At 60.0% G+C, this 17,578-nt stretch carries 14 protein-coding genes; 5 read left to right on the top strand and 9 right to left on the bottom strand.

Annotation, left to right across the window (positions count from 1 at the left end):
* Positions 1-36: 36 nt before the first annotated feature.
* Positions 37-1,233 (bottom strand): lipase family protein, encoded by a 1,197-nt coding sequence (locus tag A0U94_RS12395; protein WP_077803533.1) that lies wholly within the window; start codon positions 1,231-1,233, stop codon positions 37-39.
* 177 nt (positions 1,234-1,410) lie between these two features.
* Between A0U94_RS12395 and A0U94_RS12390 the strand changes: the two genes are divergently transcribed.
* The 3 genes from A0U94_RS12390 to A0U94_RS12380 are packed head-to-tail and all read left to right on the top strand — an operon-like array spanning position 1,411 to position 3,914.
* The gene (locus A0U94_RS12390; RefSeq protein ID WP_062027925.1) at positions 1,411-1,662 is read left to right on the top strand and encodes a DUF3297 family protein; all 252 of its coding nucleotides are present in this window, start codon (positions 1,411-1,413) and stop codon (positions 1,660-1,662) included.
* Positions 1,659-2,627 (top strand): nucleoside hydrolase, encoded by a 969-nt coding sequence (locus A0U94_RS12385; RefSeq protein WP_077803532.1) that lies wholly within the window; start codon positions 1,659-1,661, stop codon positions 2,625-2,627. The genes A0U94_RS12390 and A0U94_RS12385 overlap by 4 nt, the downstream gene beginning before the upstream one ends.
* Positions 2,628-2,678: 51 nt before the next feature.
* Positions 2,679-3,914 (top strand): NAD(P)/FAD-dependent oxidoreductase, encoded by a 1,236-nt coding sequence (locus A0U94_RS12380; RefSeq protein ID WP_077803974.1) that lies wholly within the window; start codon positions 2,679-2,681, stop codon positions 3,912-3,914.
* Between the two features lie 135 nt (positions 3,915-4,049).
* Here the strand turns inward: A0U94_RS12380 and A0U94_RS12375 are convergent, their stop codons facing one another.
* From A0U94_RS12375 to A0U94_RS12360, 4 genes are all read right to left on the bottom strand, one after another.
* Positions 4,050-7,250: a TonB-dependent receptor domain-containing protein gene (locus A0U94_RS12375; RefSeq protein WP_077803973.1), complete on the bottom strand. Its 3,201-nt coding sequence runs from the start codon at positions 7,248-7,250 to the stop codon at positions 4,050-4,052.
* 699 nt (positions 7,251-7,949) lie between these two features.
* A complete protein-coding gene (locus A0U94_RS12370) occupies positions 7,950-8,465 on the bottom strand; it encodes a cupin domain-containing protein (RefSeq protein ID WP_408735608.1) in 516 nt (171 codons plus the stop codon).
* Between the two features lie 5 nt (positions 8,466-8,470).
* Positions 8,471-9,013: a VOC family protein gene (locus tag A0U94_RS12365; RefSeq protein WP_174694454.1), complete on the bottom strand. Its 543-nt coding sequence runs from the start codon at positions 9,011-9,013 to the stop codon at positions 8,471-8,473.
* Positions 9,014-9,117: 104 nt separating this feature from the next.
* Complete coding sequence (locus tag A0U94_RS12360) at positions 9,118-11,706, bottom strand: MMPL family transporter (protein WP_062107746.1); 2,589 nt, start codon at positions 11,704-11,706, stop codon at positions 9,118-9,120.
* Between the two features lie 80 nt (positions 11,707-11,786).
* Between A0U94_RS12360 and A0U94_RS12355 the strand changes: the two genes are divergently transcribed.
* Positions 11,787-12,374 carry an IMPACT family protein gene (locus A0U94_RS12355; protein ID WP_062107748.1) on the top strand — a complete coding sequence of 196 codons (588 nt, stop codon included), beginning with the start codon at positions 11,787-11,789 and terminating at the stop codon, positions 12,372-12,374.
* 99 nt (positions 12,375-12,473) lie between these two features.
* Entirely contained in the window at positions 12,474-14,144 is a 1,671-nt protein-coding gene (locus A0U94_RS12350) for an alginate export family protein (protein ID WP_077803530.1), read from the top strand.
* 9 nt (positions 14,145-14,153) lie between these two features.
* On the opposite strand, the gene radA is transcribed toward A0U94_RS12350, so the two are convergent.
* The 4 genes from radA to A0U94_RS12330 all read right to left on the bottom strand — a co-directional run bounded on the left by radA (position 14,154) and on the right by A0U94_RS12330 (position 17,539).
* A complete protein-coding gene (gene radA / locus A0U94_RS12345; protein WP_077803529.1) occupies positions 14,154-15,554 on the bottom strand; it encodes a DNA repair protein RadA in 1,401 nt (466 codons plus the stop codon).
* A 172-nt stretch (positions 15,555-15,726) separates the two neighbouring features.
* Complete coding sequence (locus A0U94_RS12340; RefSeq protein ID WP_062029257.1) at positions 15,727-15,933, bottom strand: hypothetical protein; 207 nt, start codon at positions 15,931-15,933, stop codon at positions 15,727-15,729.
* A complete protein-coding gene (locus A0U94_RS12335) occupies positions 15,930-16,757 on the bottom strand; it encodes an ABC transporter ATP-binding protein (RefSeq protein ID WP_062029253.1) in 828 nt (275 codons plus the stop codon). The genes A0U94_RS12340 and A0U94_RS12335 overlap by 4 nt, the downstream gene beginning before the upstream one ends.
* Entirely contained in the window at positions 16,754-17,539 is a 786-nt protein-coding gene (locus A0U94_RS12330) for an MlaE family ABC transporter permease (RefSeq protein WP_062029251.1), read from the bottom strand. Before A0U94_RS12330 ends, A0U94_RS12335 begins: the two co-directional genes overlap by 4 nt.
* Positions 17,540-17,578: the final 39 nt, after the last annotated feature.

Raw genomic sequence — 17,578 nt, 5'->3', positions numbered from 1 at the left:
CCCCCGAAGGGGCGAAAACATCTCTTCTCCGTGAGGTTACTTCGGGGAATTACAGTCCGAACGGGGGCTTGTGCCCGCAAGAAGCTGGCCGGCGAAGCTGTGGGCTTCTGTGACCATGGCGGCAAGTGTGCCGTTGTGGCTGGCATCATGAATCCGGTGTGTTACGGGTGTTCCAGCGGCACAGAGACGCGCGACGAGGCGTTTCTGCTGGCCGGTGGATGTGTGCAGATCCTGTGCGCCTGATTCGATCAGAACAGGTGAGGGCAGGGAGAAGCCCGGATATTTCGCCCAGTCGAACACCGGCGCCAGCACACGCCCCGCTTCGGGTTCGAGCAGGGTGGCGGGTGTCAGGCCGGAGCGTTTGGCGATCGGGAAGAAATCCGAAGCGCACATGGAGCCCGCATCATGCAAAAGGCGCTGCCCACGGGGCGTGAAAGCCTCGTTGATGTCGGTGGACGGATCGGCCTCGACCAGCGACTGCCCGAGTGTCAAAAGTTCAGGCACGGCCGGGGAGAAGCTGCGCGGATTGGCGGGATGCAGAAGCTCCTGCGCCGTCTGTTCGTCCAGATAGGGCGGGGCAGCAGCAATCGTGCCCAGAATATGCAGATGCGGGGCATAGGTCGAAGCCATGGCCGCAGCCGCCAGAGCCGCCTGCCCACCTTGTGCATGACCATTCAGCACCACGTTGTCTGACAGGTCAGGGAGGCGTTCGCGGGCGGCACGCACGGAATCCAGCACGCTCATGCCTTCCGAGCGCGCATTCAGCAGAAGCGGTGCGCCGGGCTCGCCCATGCCGGGATAGTCGGTCGCGACGATCGCAAAGCCCTGACGTAGCCATCCGTCATAGAAACGCGCCTGAACGGTGCCGATTCCCATCACGGACGGCGCGCAGGTCAGGTGCAGGCCGCTCTCTCCATGCGCCCAGGCCAGAACAGGCCAGCCCCCCGTCGGAGCCGGACCACGCGGGACCAGAACCTGTGCCGAGACGCGCACGAGCTGATGCGGGTTGCGCGCATCCGTACTGCGATAGGTCAGACGATAGACGGAAGCAGGCTCATGGGACGGCACGGAATCCAGCCGGATCGCCTGCCCGGCCGAGACGGGCGCGCTGATGGACCAGTTGTCGCCGTCGTCATCCGAGGCGCAGCCGGAGAGGGCGGCTCCGGCCGTCAGAAGCATGACGAGCGATGTCAGGGCGGTCAGCGGTTTACGGCGAAAAGAGCGGTACGGCATGGGCGGTCTGTCTCCGACAAGAAGCGTCTCTCATAGCAGTGCTCTGCGTCCTGTGGGAGGAGCCATATCCGGTGTTGTCTCCGGGGCCGGACTTGGAGAGCCGCCCATCCGGCGCTACAGAGAAGACCTCTGACGCGCCGGTCCGACCTGATCGGATCTGATACAACGAGGATAGCCATGACCGACACCATTCCCGATCGTCTCTCCGCCAGCCCCGACAGCCCGTATTACAACGAAGAGCTGCTGTCGCGCGGCATCGGTGTCCGCTTCAAGGGCGAAGAGCGCACCACCGTCGAGGAATACTGCATCAGCGAAGGCTGGGTGCGTCTGGCCGTTGGCAAGTCCATGGACCGCCGTGGCCGCCCGATGACGATCAAGGTCACGGGGCCGGTCGAGGTCTGGATCAAGGATTCTGAAGAAGACGCATGATGACACATGCCAGCTCCACCGGGACCGCACCCCGCCGCATCGTTATCGACACCGATCCGGGTCAGGACGATGCCGTGGCCATCCTGCTGGCGCTGGCCTCGCCGGAACTGGCGGTCGAGGCCATCACGACCGTCGCCGGCAATGTTCCCGTCGCTCTGACGACGAAAAACGCCTGCGCCCTGCTCGAACTGACGGGCCGGACCGATATTCCGGTGTTCGCGGGCGCGGCGCGTCCGCTGCATCGCGCGCCCATCAGCGCCGAGCATGTGCACGGCGAAACGGGCATGGCGGGAGCCGATCTTCCGGAACCGACGCTGCGTCCACAGGCAATTGATGCTGCAACGCATCTCGTGGACCTGCTGCGTCGTGAGCCCGAGGGCACGATTACGCTGGTCTGCCTCGGCCCCATGACGAATCTGGCTCTGGCCCTGACCCATGCACCGGACATCGCCCCCCGGATTGCAGGGATCGTGGCCATGGGCGGTGCACAGCGCGAGGGCGGCAACATCACCTCGACCGCCGAATTCAATTTCTTCGTGGACCCTCATGCCGCACGCATCGTCATGCGTTCCGGCATCCCCATCACGCTCCTGCCGCTGGATGTGACGCATCGCGCCATCGCCACACCGGCCCGCCTGAAGCCGATTGCGGCGGTTGGCTCGCCCGTGACAGACATGGTGGTCCGGATGCTGGGGGCGGAAGACAGGTTCGAGAAGTTCAAATATGGCTGGGAGGGCGGTGCGTTGCACGATCCCCTCACCATCGGCTTCCTGCTGTGGCCGGAGCTTTTCTCGGGACTGCGCTGCAATGTGGAGATCGAGGTCGACGCGCCGCTGTGCGTGGGCCAGAGTGTGGTGGATCTGTGGAACGTAACCAATCGCGTTCCGAACGCGTTATGGGTCAACGACGTTGAGGCAGATGCCTTCTATTCCCTGCTGACGGAAAGACTTGCCCTTCTGGTCTAGACTTTTTGCCGTCGCACAATGACGTTGGAGGAACCGAACATGGCAGACCCGATGCTCGACCCGACCCGGTCCGACCGCTTTTCAGTCGTCATCGTCGGCGGTGGTGCCGCTGGCATCACCATCGCAGCCCAGCTCAGACGCGAACGCGCCAATCTCTCGATCGCCATTATCGAACCGTCCACGACCCATGCCTATCAGCCTGGCTGGACGCTGGTGGGTGCCGGCGTGATGACGCTCCCCGAAACACTCCGGCAGGAAGGCGGGTTGATCCCGCGCAATGTCGAATGGCTGCGGGACAGCGTTGAGAGCTTCCAGCCCGAAGCCAATACCGTGACACTGAAAGGCGGCCGCGTTGTCGAATACCGCCGCCTGATTGTCTGCCCCGGTCTTCAGCTGGACTGGGACAAGATCGAAGGTCTGCCCGAAACGCTGGGCCGCAATGGTGTGACGTCGAATTATTCGCGCGAGACGGCCGCCTATACATGGGAATGTATCCGCCATCTCGATGGCGGCAAGGCCCTGTTCACGCAGCCGCCCATGCCCATCAAATGCGCGGGCGCACCGCAGAAAATCGTTTATCTGGCCTGCGATCACTGGCGCCGCGAAGGCTCCCTGCACCGCACGGAGGTCGATTTTTCGATGGCGGGCAATGCGCTGTTCGGCGTGTCCTATTATGTCCCGTCGCTTCAGCGCCAGATCGACTATTACGGCGTAAACCTTCACAAGCAGGAAAACCTGATCAAGGTGGACGGCGAAAAGCGGGAAGCCACGTTCCAGATTGTCGGGACGGACGAGACCATCGTGCGTGCGTTCGACATGCTGCATGTTGTGCCGCCACAGAGTGCGCCGGATTTCATCAAGGCAAGCCCGCTGGCCAATGAAGCCGGGTGGCTGGACGTCGATCCGGCCAGTCTGCGTCACAAGACCTATGACAATATTTTCGGTGCCGGAGACGTCCTGGGCACCAGCAACGCCAAGACCGCCGCGGCTGCCCGCGAACAGGCTCCGGTCGTTGTGGAAAACCTTCTGGCCTCACTCGATGGCCGACCGCAGACAGGCAGCTATGACGGCTATGGCGCCTGCCCGCTGACGGTGTCCTACGGCAAGGTCGTGCTGGCCGAGTTCCTTTACGGCGGCAAGGTCGCGCCGAGCTTCCCCTACGACCAGCGAAAACCCAGCCGTTTCGCCTGGTTTCTCAAGACCGAAGTGTTTCCGAAGCTCTACTGGTACGGAATGCTCAGGGGCTACAACATCAGGATCAAGCATACGCCCAGAAAAACGGGCTGAATCTTTCAGGGTTACTGAAAACCGAAGCGGGGCGGATCAAAATCCGCCCCGTTTTTTTGCGCGTGAACGCTGGACTTCAGACAAAAAAAGAGGGGCCGAAGCCCCTCTCTTTCAGTGTTCTGCCTGATTGGAAGATCAGAAATGAACGCCGAGGTTCATCTGGAACGAACGGCCGATGATCGCGTCGTAGTAGCGATTCAGGCTGACCGTACCGGGATACTTCGGCAGCGCATTGGTGATGTTGTTCACCATGAAGTTGGCGCTGAAGTTCTTGGTGATATCGTAGCCAAGCGTCAGGTTAAACATGGCAAAGGACGGACGGTTGTTGGCAAAGTACTGGGTCGCAGGAACCTGAACGGCGTACTTCGTCGGACCATACCAGAGCGTCTGCCACTGAACCGAGAGCGGGCCACGGATATAGTTGGCATTCAGCGTGAAGTTGTCGTTTGGAGCGCCCGTTGTTCCAGACAGCAGGTAGGTATTGTTCAGATAGGACTGCTGGCTCTTCAGGTAGTGCACATAGGTACCCGTCAGACCGATAGAACCGGCGGACGACGGCAGGCCAACACGGGTAAGCGGCGTATTGTACTCGAGATGAGCCTGAAGTGCCTGGGTCTCATAGCTGGCGATATTGTAATAGCCGACCTTAAAGTCGTCGAGCTGATGGTCGGTCCCGCGGTGGAATGCCTGGCAGTAAGGATTGCTGGGTCCATAGGACGATGAGTCATAGCACGCGTCCATGACATCTTCAGCACCCAGATAGGTGATTGCATTGTTGATCTTCACGTCTACGAAAGAGCCCGTAAAGTCAAAGCCACGGATGAAGCGAGGCCGAATTTCCAGCGATCCGGTGTAGCTCGTTGAAACTTCGTTCTGGAGCTTGTTATTTCCGCCCGCAGTTCCGGTGATGCTGCCACTTTCAAAATTGGAGACAAAAGAGCTCGGAATACCAGCTTTTGCACAGTTCGCAGCACGTAGAGCGGGGTTGGGACCGGAATTAAGCCCTGTTGCGCAAGGATCAGTTCCGCTTTCATAGTCCGTGCTCTGCGGCGCGAACAGTTCGGTCACGGACGGGTTACGGACCGAACGGGCATAGTTTCCGCTCAAACCGAAGTCCTGTGTCGGCCACCAGGCTCCACCGAACATGTAGGTCCAGTAACCGCCCGTCATGCTGTTATTGATGTAACGGCCGTTTGCGGTTGCGGACAGGCTGTAGGCGCCCGGAACATGCATGCTCGGTGAGATCAGCGGAACGTCAAGTTCGCCGAAGGCTTCATGCGTGTGATATGCACCACCGGTCGGCGGGAGCGAGGTCGAGTTGCCGTACTGCAGGTACGAACCATCTTCCTGTTCCCAGCCGCGGGAGAACGCGCCGGGGTTAAAGCGATAACCCTCGCGGCGATGCTCGTAACCGATATCCCACTTCACGTCGCCAGCGGGAAGACGCATGACCGTGCTGGAGATTTCGCCCTGAATATCGCGCTGTGCGTTGGTGTTCTTCTGATGCGCATCAGCTGTGATGTAGTTTACAGCTGCAGGAGAAGACTGGCCCGTACCGAACGGATTGAATGCCGCACAGCTGGAACTGCGGGTCTTGATGGGAGCACTTGTATAACCGGGCGCGCAGATGATGTTGCCGTTGGAGTCCGTTGTGGCATCCAGTGCATTGATCAGGTTCTGCGCGACGATGGAGGGCTGCCACGTATCGTTCATGTAGCGGCTGTATTCGCCCTGGACTTTCCAGTTGAAGTGACGTCCGACGGCATCAAAGTCACCGTTCAGGCCGCCCTGGAAGCGGAACATCTGCATCGTCGTCTGGAACATGCCGCCGTCTAGGTCCTGATTCAGGCGCGACATGTAGAACGTGTCGGTCGGAAGACCGGCGGCAGAAAGGGCGTTGACGATCGTGGAACGTGCAGACGATGAAAGGAACGGATTATTCGTGCTGAGCTTGTAGGCGCCGTTGACTGCGCCATCGTTGTGGTAGTTCTCCATCGTCAACGGTTCGTTAAACCATGGCGTGGTCCATGTGCCCTGCCCGACTTCACTTGCGGCCGTGCCACGAGCGTACCAGCCCTGCCATGTCGCATGGATGTGATCGGTAATGTCGTAATGGCCGAGCAGCGTCAGGTTGAGTTTATTCGTCGGCGTATAAAGCTGACCATAATCCTGAAGTGCGGTTGCATTGCCGCCAACAACATTGAACGGCTTCCGGGATGACGTTGTGCTGTCCCACGTCAGCGGAACAAGTGACTGTCCATTTCCGCTGAACATCAATGGATTCCCAGCGGCATTTGTAATGCCGCTGAGGATTTTTCCATTATATACGGGAACATCATCACCGTTTAACTGCGGGACACCCGTGACGGTAGCGAGAACATTTCTCGCGTTCTTTGCAAAGTTATACAGATAAGGCGAGCTTGTTCCGGCAGGCCCTTGTACATAGGTTGTGGCGTTACGGCCGGTCAGATTAATCCGGTCATTATCGAGCATGCCGCCATTATTGCGGTATTCGACGTCGAATACCATGCCGCCCTTGCCGTGATCGAAATCATGACCGACCTTGAAGGTGATTTTTTCGCCGGGCGCATCAAGCTTCTGGCTCCAGTTGCCCTGGGCGTTGAAGTCCACACCCGTGAAGTGATCATCAAGCTGGTAGTTGACCACACCTGCAACGGCGTCCGCGCCATAAGCAGCGCCTGCGCCACCAATCTTGGTGTCCACACCCTTCAGAAGAGAGGTCGGAATGGCGCTGATGTCCACCTGCGAGCCCGAGCCGGCGCCGTACAGGGATGCTGTTGAGCCTCCCACCATGCGCATGCCATCGATAAGTGTGAGGGTGCGGTTACTGCCAAGGTTGAGCAGGGAGGTGAAGGACTGACCGGCGCCGAAGCTGCCCTGGCTACCGATCGGCGTGTTATCGCCAACGCCGAAAGCCGGGTTTTCACGCATCAGCGCGATGCCGATATCGGTGTATCCGCGCTTCTTGATCTGGTCTGCGGACAGTGACGTACCAGCCATGACGTTCGTCAGGCGGGTCTGGGACAGACGCGTACCCGTGACCGTGACTGTTTCGGAAACCTTCAGATTTTCAGCTTCAGCAGACGCTTCGGCGTCCCGCATAACCTTGCTGTTGGTGCTGGTTGCTGCTGTGGCCGTAACGGGAGCAACGGCTGGAGCTGCCGCTGTCGGAGCAGTCGTCGCGGTGACGGTTTTTGCGTGAGCCTTTTTCTTGGCAGCATTTTTATGAACGGCAGCGTGCTTTGTGGGTGCTGTCGTGCTGGTCTGTGCATGAGCGCTGATGCTGGGCAGAACGCTGTACGAAATGCCAGCCATCAGGAACATCCGGACGACTGTCCGGGGCGCAGGAGTGCGTCTTTTGAGTGAATGTTGCACAGAGGTGGTCATCGCGGCCGCTGTCCCTTCTCGATAAGGTCGCAAGAAATTTTGTATCTCTGGCAACATGTTCATCGGAAATCGAAACGGTGTGCAATGCTTCTGCTACGAAAATGCAACATGTCTGTCACATGTCATAAAAGGCGTTGCGCTTATGTCACATTTTCGAATTCCAAAGTTTTGTTTCAAATAAATTCAAAAAGAATAAAGTAAATATAAATACAAAAAACAAACATAAAAACTGGGAATAATTAAATAAACAAAGAAACATCATTGTGTTTCTGAATTTTTGCGGAAAAATCTTTAATAATCATTAAATTAAAAATATTTCATAAATCTGTATTTTGTTTTTTGGTACTTTGAAAAAATCCTCATGTATCTCTCAAATTCTTTTTTGATCCCTGAAAGCCTTTGGTAATTTATCGTAAAATCTGAAAAGTAACTTAGTAGCGATTTAAAATAGTTTATATTGAAAATTTTTCTCGCCTTTATCCCATGGAAAACAAAGGGAAAACGATTCGGTAGGCATTTTTCCAGCCTTAATAACGAAATATAAAAGTTGTTACGGTATATGTGCCTGATCTTTCTTTAGGGGTGGTTTCCCCTCCTGATGCCAGAGGGGGCAACCATTGCTGAACCTTAATGAAAACGGCAGGGTTGATCCGTGGTCGGCTGTTCGTCCGTCTGGATAACCATCAAAGTGACGGGGCCGTCGCCGATATTGCCTGCGAAATGGCCGATATGCCCTTTTGCGTCCTTGCGGCTCATCTGGTCTTCGCCGAGGGAGACGTCGCCCGGGCCCATGACGACCTTTTTTCCATCCATGGCCGTTACGTACCAGGAGCCCTTCAGCGGGATAATCCACTGGACTTTGGGATCAGGATGCCAGCTTCCGTCCCAGTGTGCGGGCTGCACGGTGGAAATGATCTGTGCGTTGCCTTCATGCACATGATCCTGCCATTGCGGCCCGGCGGGTTTGGACATGGTTTTCAGGTCGTAGTTGTGAAACGGGCAGCGGGTCATGTGACTGATGCCGTCATGATCCGTCCAGTTGTGCCAGTACCAGGCTGTTGGCGGGGTGGGATCAGCGGCGTGTGCGGCACCGAAGGCTGTGACCGACAGGAGTGCCGCAGCAAGGGGAAGAAGTCGTGTCATGCGTCTCATCCTTCAAGCGGGGGTGGCTGATAACGGTTCATGGGAGCGATGTCGTTGAAGCGTTCCTGATGCGGCGTGCAAACCAGTTCCACGATCATGCCCCAGGGCGTGCGGCCGTAGCAGAACATGTTCCCCGGCGCTGCTTCGAGCGAGGGCTGGCCCTGTGGTTCGGTCAGGAGCGTGCCGCCCGCTTCGCGAAAACGGTGGCAGGCGGCGTGGATGTCATCGACATAGACCGCGAAATGCTGAAGACCCCAGTCGCACGGGCGCGCGGCCTCGTGCTGGTCGGGGCCTTTCATTTCGAACAGTTCGATGCCCGGGCCCTGACCGAGCGCCATCATGCACATTTCAATGACGACGGTGCCCTGCGGCAGACCAAGGATTTTTTCCGTCTCCGGGCCTTGCTGCGGCGCGGTGCGGGTGACGTTCCGGTAGAGGGCAACTGCGCCAAACGCTTCTTCAAGAAAGCGGATGGCGGCGTTGATGTCCGGGACGGTGACGCCAACATGGTCGATGCCACGCGGCAGACCTGAATGTTCTGTGGTCAAGGGAAGATCCTCCGTTGCAGAAGATCTCAACCCCTGAGGAAACGCACGGTTGCCAGAATGTCCGTCACATTACGGCAAACCGTGTCAGCAGAGGGGGCCTGTGTTCAGGCCTCGTCGGTGGGGCGTTTGGGCAGCAGGGCCGGGACAAACACCATCGTGCAGAGCAGCGTGCAGCCAAGCGACATCAGAAGCAGCCGCCCCATGCTTGCGGTCCCCGGATGGCCCGAGCGGGCGAGCGAGCCGAAAGCCGTGGCGGTTGTCAGGGCGGAGAACAGCACCGCGCGCGCCGTCGGAGACGTCAGTGGGCCCTTCACGCCTTCGCGCCAGTTCATGACGAAATAGATGTTGAATGACACGCCCACACCCAGAAGCAGCGGCAGGGCGATGATGTTGGCGTAGTTCAGCGTCTCCGGCACCGTGACGATCAGGATGACGGTCAGGAGCGCCGACATCAGCAGCGGCGCCATGACAAGTGCTGCATCCAGCAGACGCCGCAGTACGACCAGCAGGATGATGGCGATCATGATCAGCGCACAGATGGCCGCCACCTTAAAGGCATGGACGATCGTATTGGCGCTTTCCGTGATTTCCATCGCGGGGCCGGCGACATCCGGATTGACTGAACGCAGTTCGCTGACGAAGCGGTGCAGCACCGGCGTTTCGGACATCTGGCCCTTGGGATGGATCGTCAACCGCGCACGGCCATCCGGAAGGACGTAATCCTGGCGCACATCCTGCGGAATGTTCTCCATCGTGACGGGCGTAGGCTGAAGCGCCATCCGCAGCATCGAAAGCTCGTCCGGCAGGAACCGCGTCAGGGCGGTGCTGGCCTGAAGCAGTGTGTTGTCCGGAGCTGTGGACAGCGTGTGCAGCGCCTGACGGATTTTCTCCAGCGGTGCGGGAAGCTGCTCCTTTACGGCGTCCAGCTTCTGCACGGCAGCAATGGCGGCGGCGCGGATGGCGGCAGCGTCCGGCGCGGGTTCAGGGCTCGCCACCGTGATGGTCGGCAGGAGGATGGAGGCGGTGTCCTCGATCATGGCCAGCTTGGTTTTCTGGTCATCGGGGACCAGCGCGCCGAGCCACAGCACATCATGCACGCTGGGGAGTTTCGAGAATTCCGCAGCCTGCTTTGCCGCGTCCGTCAGGTTCGGGGTCAGGACCTGCGCGCTATAGGGCGTCGTGAGCGGATTGGCTTCCAGCAGATGCAGCGCCCGCATGCCCTCGGTGTTGGGGTCTTTGGTGTGCAGCGGATCGGCGTCGAATTTCAGGAGCGGCATGAGGGCCAGCCCCACGATCCCCAGAAGGGCGAAAATACCGACGACCTTGCGGCGTTTGTGCCGCAGGAACGCATCGGCGGGCGCCATGAAGGCAAAGCCCGGCTCTCCGCTGCCCAGCTTCGCACGAAAGACGGACAGCAGGGCCGGCAGAAGCGTCATGGTGCAGAAAAAGGCGATCAGCATGCCGAAGCCCGCGATCAGCCCGAGCTGCGCCACGCCAATGAAGCTCGTGGGATAGAAAGCGAGGAAGCCTGCCGCCGTGGCAAGGGCTGCGACAAGGATCTGCGCGCCGCTTTCCTGACCCGTCAGGACGATGGCATCATGCAGGGAAGGATATGATCCGTCCGCGTTCCGCTGCCCGCGCAGACGCACGGTGTACTGGATGGCAAAATCGACCGCGATGCCGACGAACAGGATGGCGAAGGCCACCGAGATCAGATTCAGCTCCCCTACAGCCAGAGCGGCAAAGCCGGTCGTCAGCAGCAGACCGCTGATGAGGGTCAGCAGGATCGGAAGAATGACGCGCGGGGAGTGGACTGCAAGGATCAGCCACACCGCGACCAGAACCAGTGAAATGATGAGCCCCAGCACCATGCCATGTGCGACAGTGGAGAACTCCTCATCCGACAGCTTCACCTCGCCCGTGATGATGCCGGTGGCCTGCTTCGTCTTCACGAATTCAAGGTTGTTGATCGCCTGACGCATGGCGGTCGTGGCACCTTCGCCGGGCTGGAAGGAGCTGTAATCCAGCTTGGGCTGCGTGACGACGAACTCGTAGCGTGAGCCCAGTTCCGCCAGCTTGCCGATCAGAAGATTCTGCCAGGACATGTCCTGTGGATGACCGTCCGCAGCCTGTGTCAGGGAGGTTGCGAAGCCGTCCAGAGCGCCGTTGAAGCCGCTGGGGATGCCCTGACCGGCCTTGATGCCCTCACCGATCAGGCCCAGCGCGCCGAACAGGCCGCGTGCAGACGGATCGGCGGCGAGCGTGCCGAGGAAGGGCTGGGCGGAGACGATCGAATCCAGCAGCGGCTCCAGATCCTTCGTGTCGAGGAACAGGAAGCCGTGACTGTTATAGAAAGGGTTATCGCCGGGAAGGCTGACCGTCTTGAAATGCGTATGGTCCTGCGAAAGCGTGGCCGCAAGCTGCCGTGCGGCCAGGCGCCCCTGTTCGGGGATGCGGCTGTCGAGGATGGCGACGAGCTGGTTGCTGTCCTGAGGGAACAGGCGCGTCAGCTCCATGCTCCGCTTTTTCCACGGCAGACTGTTGGCAAACATTTTGCTCGTGTCAGTGGTCACACTGATGCGTGTGACACTCAGGGCAACGCTGGCGGCACAGAGCAGTGCGAACAGCGCCAGAACAAGGGGCGCACGACGCGCGCAGACGGCATTCAGCCGACCGGTCAGATCCGAAAACATGGGGGCTACCCTTAACAGAACGGGCAGCGTTTCCCTACCCCATCCTGACATTTCGGCGATCCTGATGCAGAAGGAAAGCCATGACATGGACTCTTCCCGGCCCCGCGACCTATGAAAGTGTGATTCGCAACAGTGTTTTCCGGGCTTCCGCTGCCCCTGTGGAAGACGAAGCCGCTGCCATGGCCTTCTTTCGCGACGTCGCCGTGCTTGACGCGACCCATAACTGCTGGGCCTTCAAAACCGGTCAGCGTTTCCGGTGCAGCGATGACGGCGAACCCGGCGGCACGGCCGGGCGACCTATCCTGTCCGCCATTGAAGGGCAGGATTTCGATAATGTCATGATCGTCGTCACGCGCTGGTATGGTGGCGTGCAGCTTGGGGCCGGGGGGCTCGTGCGGGCTTATGGCGGCGCGGCTTCGGCTTGTCTGCGCGAGGCGGAGCGGATCGAGCGGATCGAAACCGTGCCCTTACGCTTTCACTGCCCGTTTTCCAGCTATGCGATGGTGGAGTCCAAGATCGAAAGCTGGCGTGCGAGCCGGACGGAATGCGACTTCGATGCCGCAGGCGCCTGGATGACGCTGGCCGTACCGGTGGAAGAAGCGGATGCCATCACGGACTGGCTGCGGGATCTGACGCGGGGACAGATGGACATTACCCGACAAGATTAAAAACTAAATAAAATAGTACATTTTATTTAAAACCATCAGGATTGATGTTTTTTCAGGTCTGCATAATGTTCTGCGAACCCCGTCTGGAGTTCTCAGGGCATGTCACGTCATCATTCATATCGGAACCGGTCCCTTCTGGCTATGATGGCGCTTGGAATCTGCACCTCCAGACTGGCAGCAGCAGCCGATCCGTCCACCGTCCTGACTGCAAATTCGGCAGAATGGATCCACGTTTCCTCCACGGAACGTCCCCCCATCCAGAACTATCCCCATGCCGGTGTCGTGGGACAACCGCGTCGTGTCGTGGCCAGCCAGAACCATGCACCGCAGGGGCGGCAGGGCCCGTGGGGGGCGTTCAGTTACGGCAACGGCGAATCAGCAGGCTTCGGGCCGGTCGGGCGTTACGGTGTGGCACCCTGGGCGGAAGACTGGAGTTTTCTGCGCGATAAAAAGCGCCGGGATGATCTGTTTGATCCGCTCAAATTCATCGCCCTGAACGATGCGAAAACCATCTGGCTCTCGTTCTCGGGCGAAACGCGCCTGCGCAACTGGTACGAGGAGACGCCCTTTCTGGGAAAGAAGGGCGGCAGCAATTCCGGCCGTTTCGGCGTGCGGAACCTCTATGGCGCGGACCTGCATTTGGGCGAACACGTCCGGCTGTTCGGGCAGCTCATCAATGCAGATGCCGGGGGCTGGAAAGGCTTCGGCTACAACACGACCTATCGCAAGCGGCTGGACCTTCAGCAGGCCTTCATCGAGTTCAAGGGCAAGCTTGCGGGTGCGCAGACCGGCTTCATGTTTGGCCGTCAGCAGTTCCTCGATGCACCGTCTTACGTCCTGTACAACCGCGAAACGCCCAACGTCCCGCTATCGTGGAACGGCGGACGGATCTATGCGATCTGGCCCAATATCCGCGTGGATGCGTTCGATTTCGTCCAGACCAAAACCGACGCGACCCTGATGTTCCACGATACGGAAGATTACAACACGCGCCTTTATGGCGGGGACATCACGGCTCTCGTGCCGCAGTTCTCGATCGGCGGCGAGACGGTCCATTCGTTTCTGGATATTTTCTATTATGGATACCGTTATGGCGGCAGCCTGTCCGTCGTCCCTCTTGCGTCCGGCGCCCTGAAAGGCACGTCCTCACGCGGGAATGTCGGCTTTCGCTGGTACGGCACCGCCGCGTCCTTCGAATATTCGTTCGGCGGCCTCTATCAGGACGGGACGTTCCAGAAATCCGGCAGCGCGAAAAAGAGCGACGTGCAGGCTTATTCGGTCAATACAATCGTGGGATACCGGCATACGCCTTCGCCACTGCATCCTTTCATCGGCGTTCAGGCGGATCTGTATTCCGGCGGGGCCAACGGAACGGACGGTCCGGTCCGGACCTATATGGCGCCCTTCAACCCGCAGACGAACTATCTGGACACCACGACCTATATCCAGCCCTCCAACCTCGTCAGCCTCTCGCCGGTCCTGAGCGTCACGCCGTGGAAAGGCTTTGCGAGCATCCAGTTCAAGGTGCCGTTCATGTGGCGGGAGAACGCGGATGGCGCGATCTGGAACTCCTCCGGCCCATACACATTCTCGAAGACCTATCACGGCGGCTATATCGGCGTGGTGCCGCAGGCGTCCCTCAAGCTCCAGCTCAACCGGCACCTGACCTGGCAGATCTATGGCGCGCGGTTCCTGGCCTCGAACGGACTGCATGCGGCGGGGGGCAAAAGCGGAAGCTACGCCCAGTCCAATGTCGTCTTCCGCTTCTGAAGGCCTCTGTTATTCGGGCGTTTCGGAAAACAGTCCGACCAGATCCGTCAGATGTCCGATTTCGCGCAGTTTCAGGCCTGCGGGCGGCTTGACCCGCGCGGAGGCTGCCGAGACGCGCCGGGGCAGGATGGCCTCGCCAAATCCCAGCTTGGCGACTTCCTTGAGGCGCAGATCTGCCTGACTGACCTGCCGGATTTCGCCCGAAAGCCCGACCTCCCCGAAATAGGCGGCATTGGGCGATGTCGGATGGCCCGTAGCGGCGGAAACAAGAGCCGCAGCCACCGCCATATCGGCGGCTGGCTCGTTCACCCGCAGGCCGCCTGCGATGTTCAGATAGACGTCCATATTCGCAAGCTTGAGGCCACAGCGTGAATCCAGCACCGCCAGCAGCATATTCAACCGCGATGTGTCCCAGCCCACGACCGCGCGGCGCGGCGCACCATCTCCGGCCTTGGGAGACAGTAGCGCCTGAATTTCCAGCAGGACCGGGCGTGTCCCCTCCAGTCCGGCAAAAACGGCCGAGCCCGCGATATTGCCGCGCCGCTCCGCCAGAAACAGGGCGGAGGGGTTCGGCACTTCGGTCAGGCCGATATCGGTCATGGCGAAAACGCCGATTTCGTCGGTCGCGCCAAAGCGGTTCTTGGCTGCACGCAGGATGCGGAACTGATGTCCACGGTCACCTTCGAAATACATGACCGCATCGACCATGTGTTCCAGAACGCGCGGCCCGGCGAGGGAGCCTTCCTTCGTGACATGCCCGATCAGGATCAGCGCAAAACCGAGCGTCTTGGCCAGCCGGATCAGTTCAAACGCACTCGCCCGCACCTGTGAGACGGACCCCGGCGAGCTTTCCACGCTTTCCAGCCACATCGTCTGGATGGAATCGATGACCACGACCGTATGCGCCCGGTCCTGCTCCAGCGAGCCCACGATTTCCCCGACATTGATGGAGGCCGCAAGATCCAGCGAGTCCAGCATTTTGGGGTCGCGGTCCAGACCCAGCCGCTGGGCGCGGATGCGGATCTGGTCCACCGATTCTTCGCCCGAAACATACAGGACGCGGTGTCCCGACCGCGCCAAGGCACAGGTCGTCTGAAGCATGAGCGTGGATTTGCCGATGCCCGGATCACCGCCGACCAGCACGACGGACGCCGGGACGAGCCCACCGCCCAGAACGCGGTCCAGTTCGGCAATGCTGGTCGTAATGCGCGGGGGCGGGCGGGTTTCGCCATCCAGCCGGACGGTCTGCAAACGCCCTGAACTCAGCTTGCCGCTCTTGCGGGCCGTCGGTTCGGGAGTTTCCTCAACCAGCGTGTTCCATTCGCCGCAGGCTTCGCACTTCCCGTTCCATTTCGGATAGGTGGCGCCGCAGTTCTGGCAGACGTAACGGGTGGTCGGCTTTTTGGCCAAGGCTGGTCTCTTCGATTTGAGGGGAACAAACCCAGTATATAGGAAGTGCCTGACTGCTAATCCAGCCGGCGCTTTGCCCCGGACCCCACCAAAGGTCGCGACCTTTGGAAACCTTTAGAATCAGGGTGCAGGGATCAAGATCCCTGCCGGGCCCGGGCAGAGCCCGGAATCCCTACTCCCGCGTCCGCAGAATCAGACGCGCCAGAAGCCGCGAGACCACGATAATCAGCAGAAAACCGAGAAGCTGAAGCACCATGTTCGGATGGGCCGGCTGATGGCGGAACATGATGAACAGGAGTGGCAGGGCGATCAGATAGCTCAGCCCGATGCGCTTCCAGACGATAGGATCGGTTTTCGGGAAACGGGGCAGAAGGCTCATTTGCGCAGCTCCATGGTGATGGGGCCTTCGCGTCGGCCATGGGTGAACTGATCGACCATGGCATTGCCGGAATTCATGAGTTCGGAAGCGTCCCCCTGCCAGATCAGCTGCCCGCGATAAAGCATGGCCGCACGGTTCCCGATCCGCTGGGCTGAGGCCATGTCATGGGTGATGGCAATGGCGGTGGAACCGAGCTTCTGCACGCAGTCCACGATCAGCCCGTCAATGACGGCGCCCATGATCGGGTCCAGGCCGGTCGTGGGTTCGTCGAAGAACATGATGTTGGGATTGCCTGCGATCGCGCGCGCCAGACCAACACGCTTTTGCATGCCGCCTGAAAGTTCGGATGGGCTCAGATCGCCGACGGACGGGTCCAGCCCGACCTGTTTGAGCAGGTCCCCGGCCATTTGCAGGGCCTGCGCGCGGGACGGTGTGGCGCCGTTGCGGTCGGAATGTTTGGCGCGGATGCCGAAAGCCACGTTCTCGCCGACGCTCATGCTGTCGAACAGGGCAGCGTTCTGGAACAGCATCCCGATCTGCCGGCGCAGGGCGTCCTGCCGGGAGCGCGAAGCCGTCAGCAGGTTTTCACCGTCGATCTCGATCGTCCCGGCATCGGGTTCGATCAGACCGAGAATGCAGCGCAGCAGAACGGACTTGCCAGAGCCGGAACCGCCAATGATGACCATGGAGGTCCCGGCTTCGACATCAAGATCCACGCCATCGAGCACGATCTTGGAGCCGAAAGCCTTGTGCAGGCCCCGGATACGGATCTTCGGAGTGCCCAAGGGAGCGCCCGGGGAAGTGCTTACGGGGGGAGTGCTCATTGTGAGAAGAACAGATCCGTCAGGAGATAATCGAACAGCAGCAGCAGGATGGACGCGCCGACGACGGCGGCTGTCGTAGCCGAGCCCACGCCCTCTGCGCCACCCCGGCTGTTATAGCCGTTGTAGCAGCCCAGCAGTGCGATCAGAAATCCGAACACCGCCGCTTTGACGAGGCCCACGACCACATCCATCGTCTTGAGCGAGTCCAGCGTGGCGGTGATGTATGTCGAGGGCGAGAAGCCGAGCTTGGCGACTGAAACCGTGAAACCGCCCATCACGCCCAGAATATCCGCCACCAGCACAAGACAGGGTAGCGCGAGCGTCCCAGCCAGAAGGCGTGGCGTCACGAGATATTTCATCGGATCAGTGGACAGCGTGGTGAGCGCGTCGATCTGGTCGGTCACGCGCATGGTGCCGATCTGGGCCGACATGGCCGCCCCGACGCGTCCAGCCACCATCAGTCCTGCCAGAACCGGGCCAAGCTCGCGGGTCACGGCGAGGACGACGATCCCGGCAATCGCGCTCTGCACATGATACTGTCCGAAGCCCACATAGGACTGAAGCGCGATCACGGCCCCCGAGAACAGGGCGGTGAGGGCCACGACGGGCAGGGAGAAGAACCCCGTTTCGATCAGGCTGGAGAAGAAAATACGCCAGTAAAAGGGCGGTCGCACCAGATGCGACAGAGCCTCCAGCGCGAACAGGGCCAGAGCACCTGCCTGCTTGATAAGGCCGAGAGCGGCGCGGCCAAGGGCCGCTATGGGGTCAAGAACGGCATTCACCCTTCAGCCCCTACCCTGCCTGCATCCGGACGTCAAAGT

Source organism: Gluconobacter albidus (genome assembly GCF_002005485.1).
Taxonomy (GTDB): Bacteria; Pseudomonadota; Alphaproteobacteria; order Acetobacterales; family Acetobacteraceae; genus Gluconobacter; species Gluconobacter albidus.
This window is presented reverse-complemented; position numbering and strand designations above follow the sequence as displayed.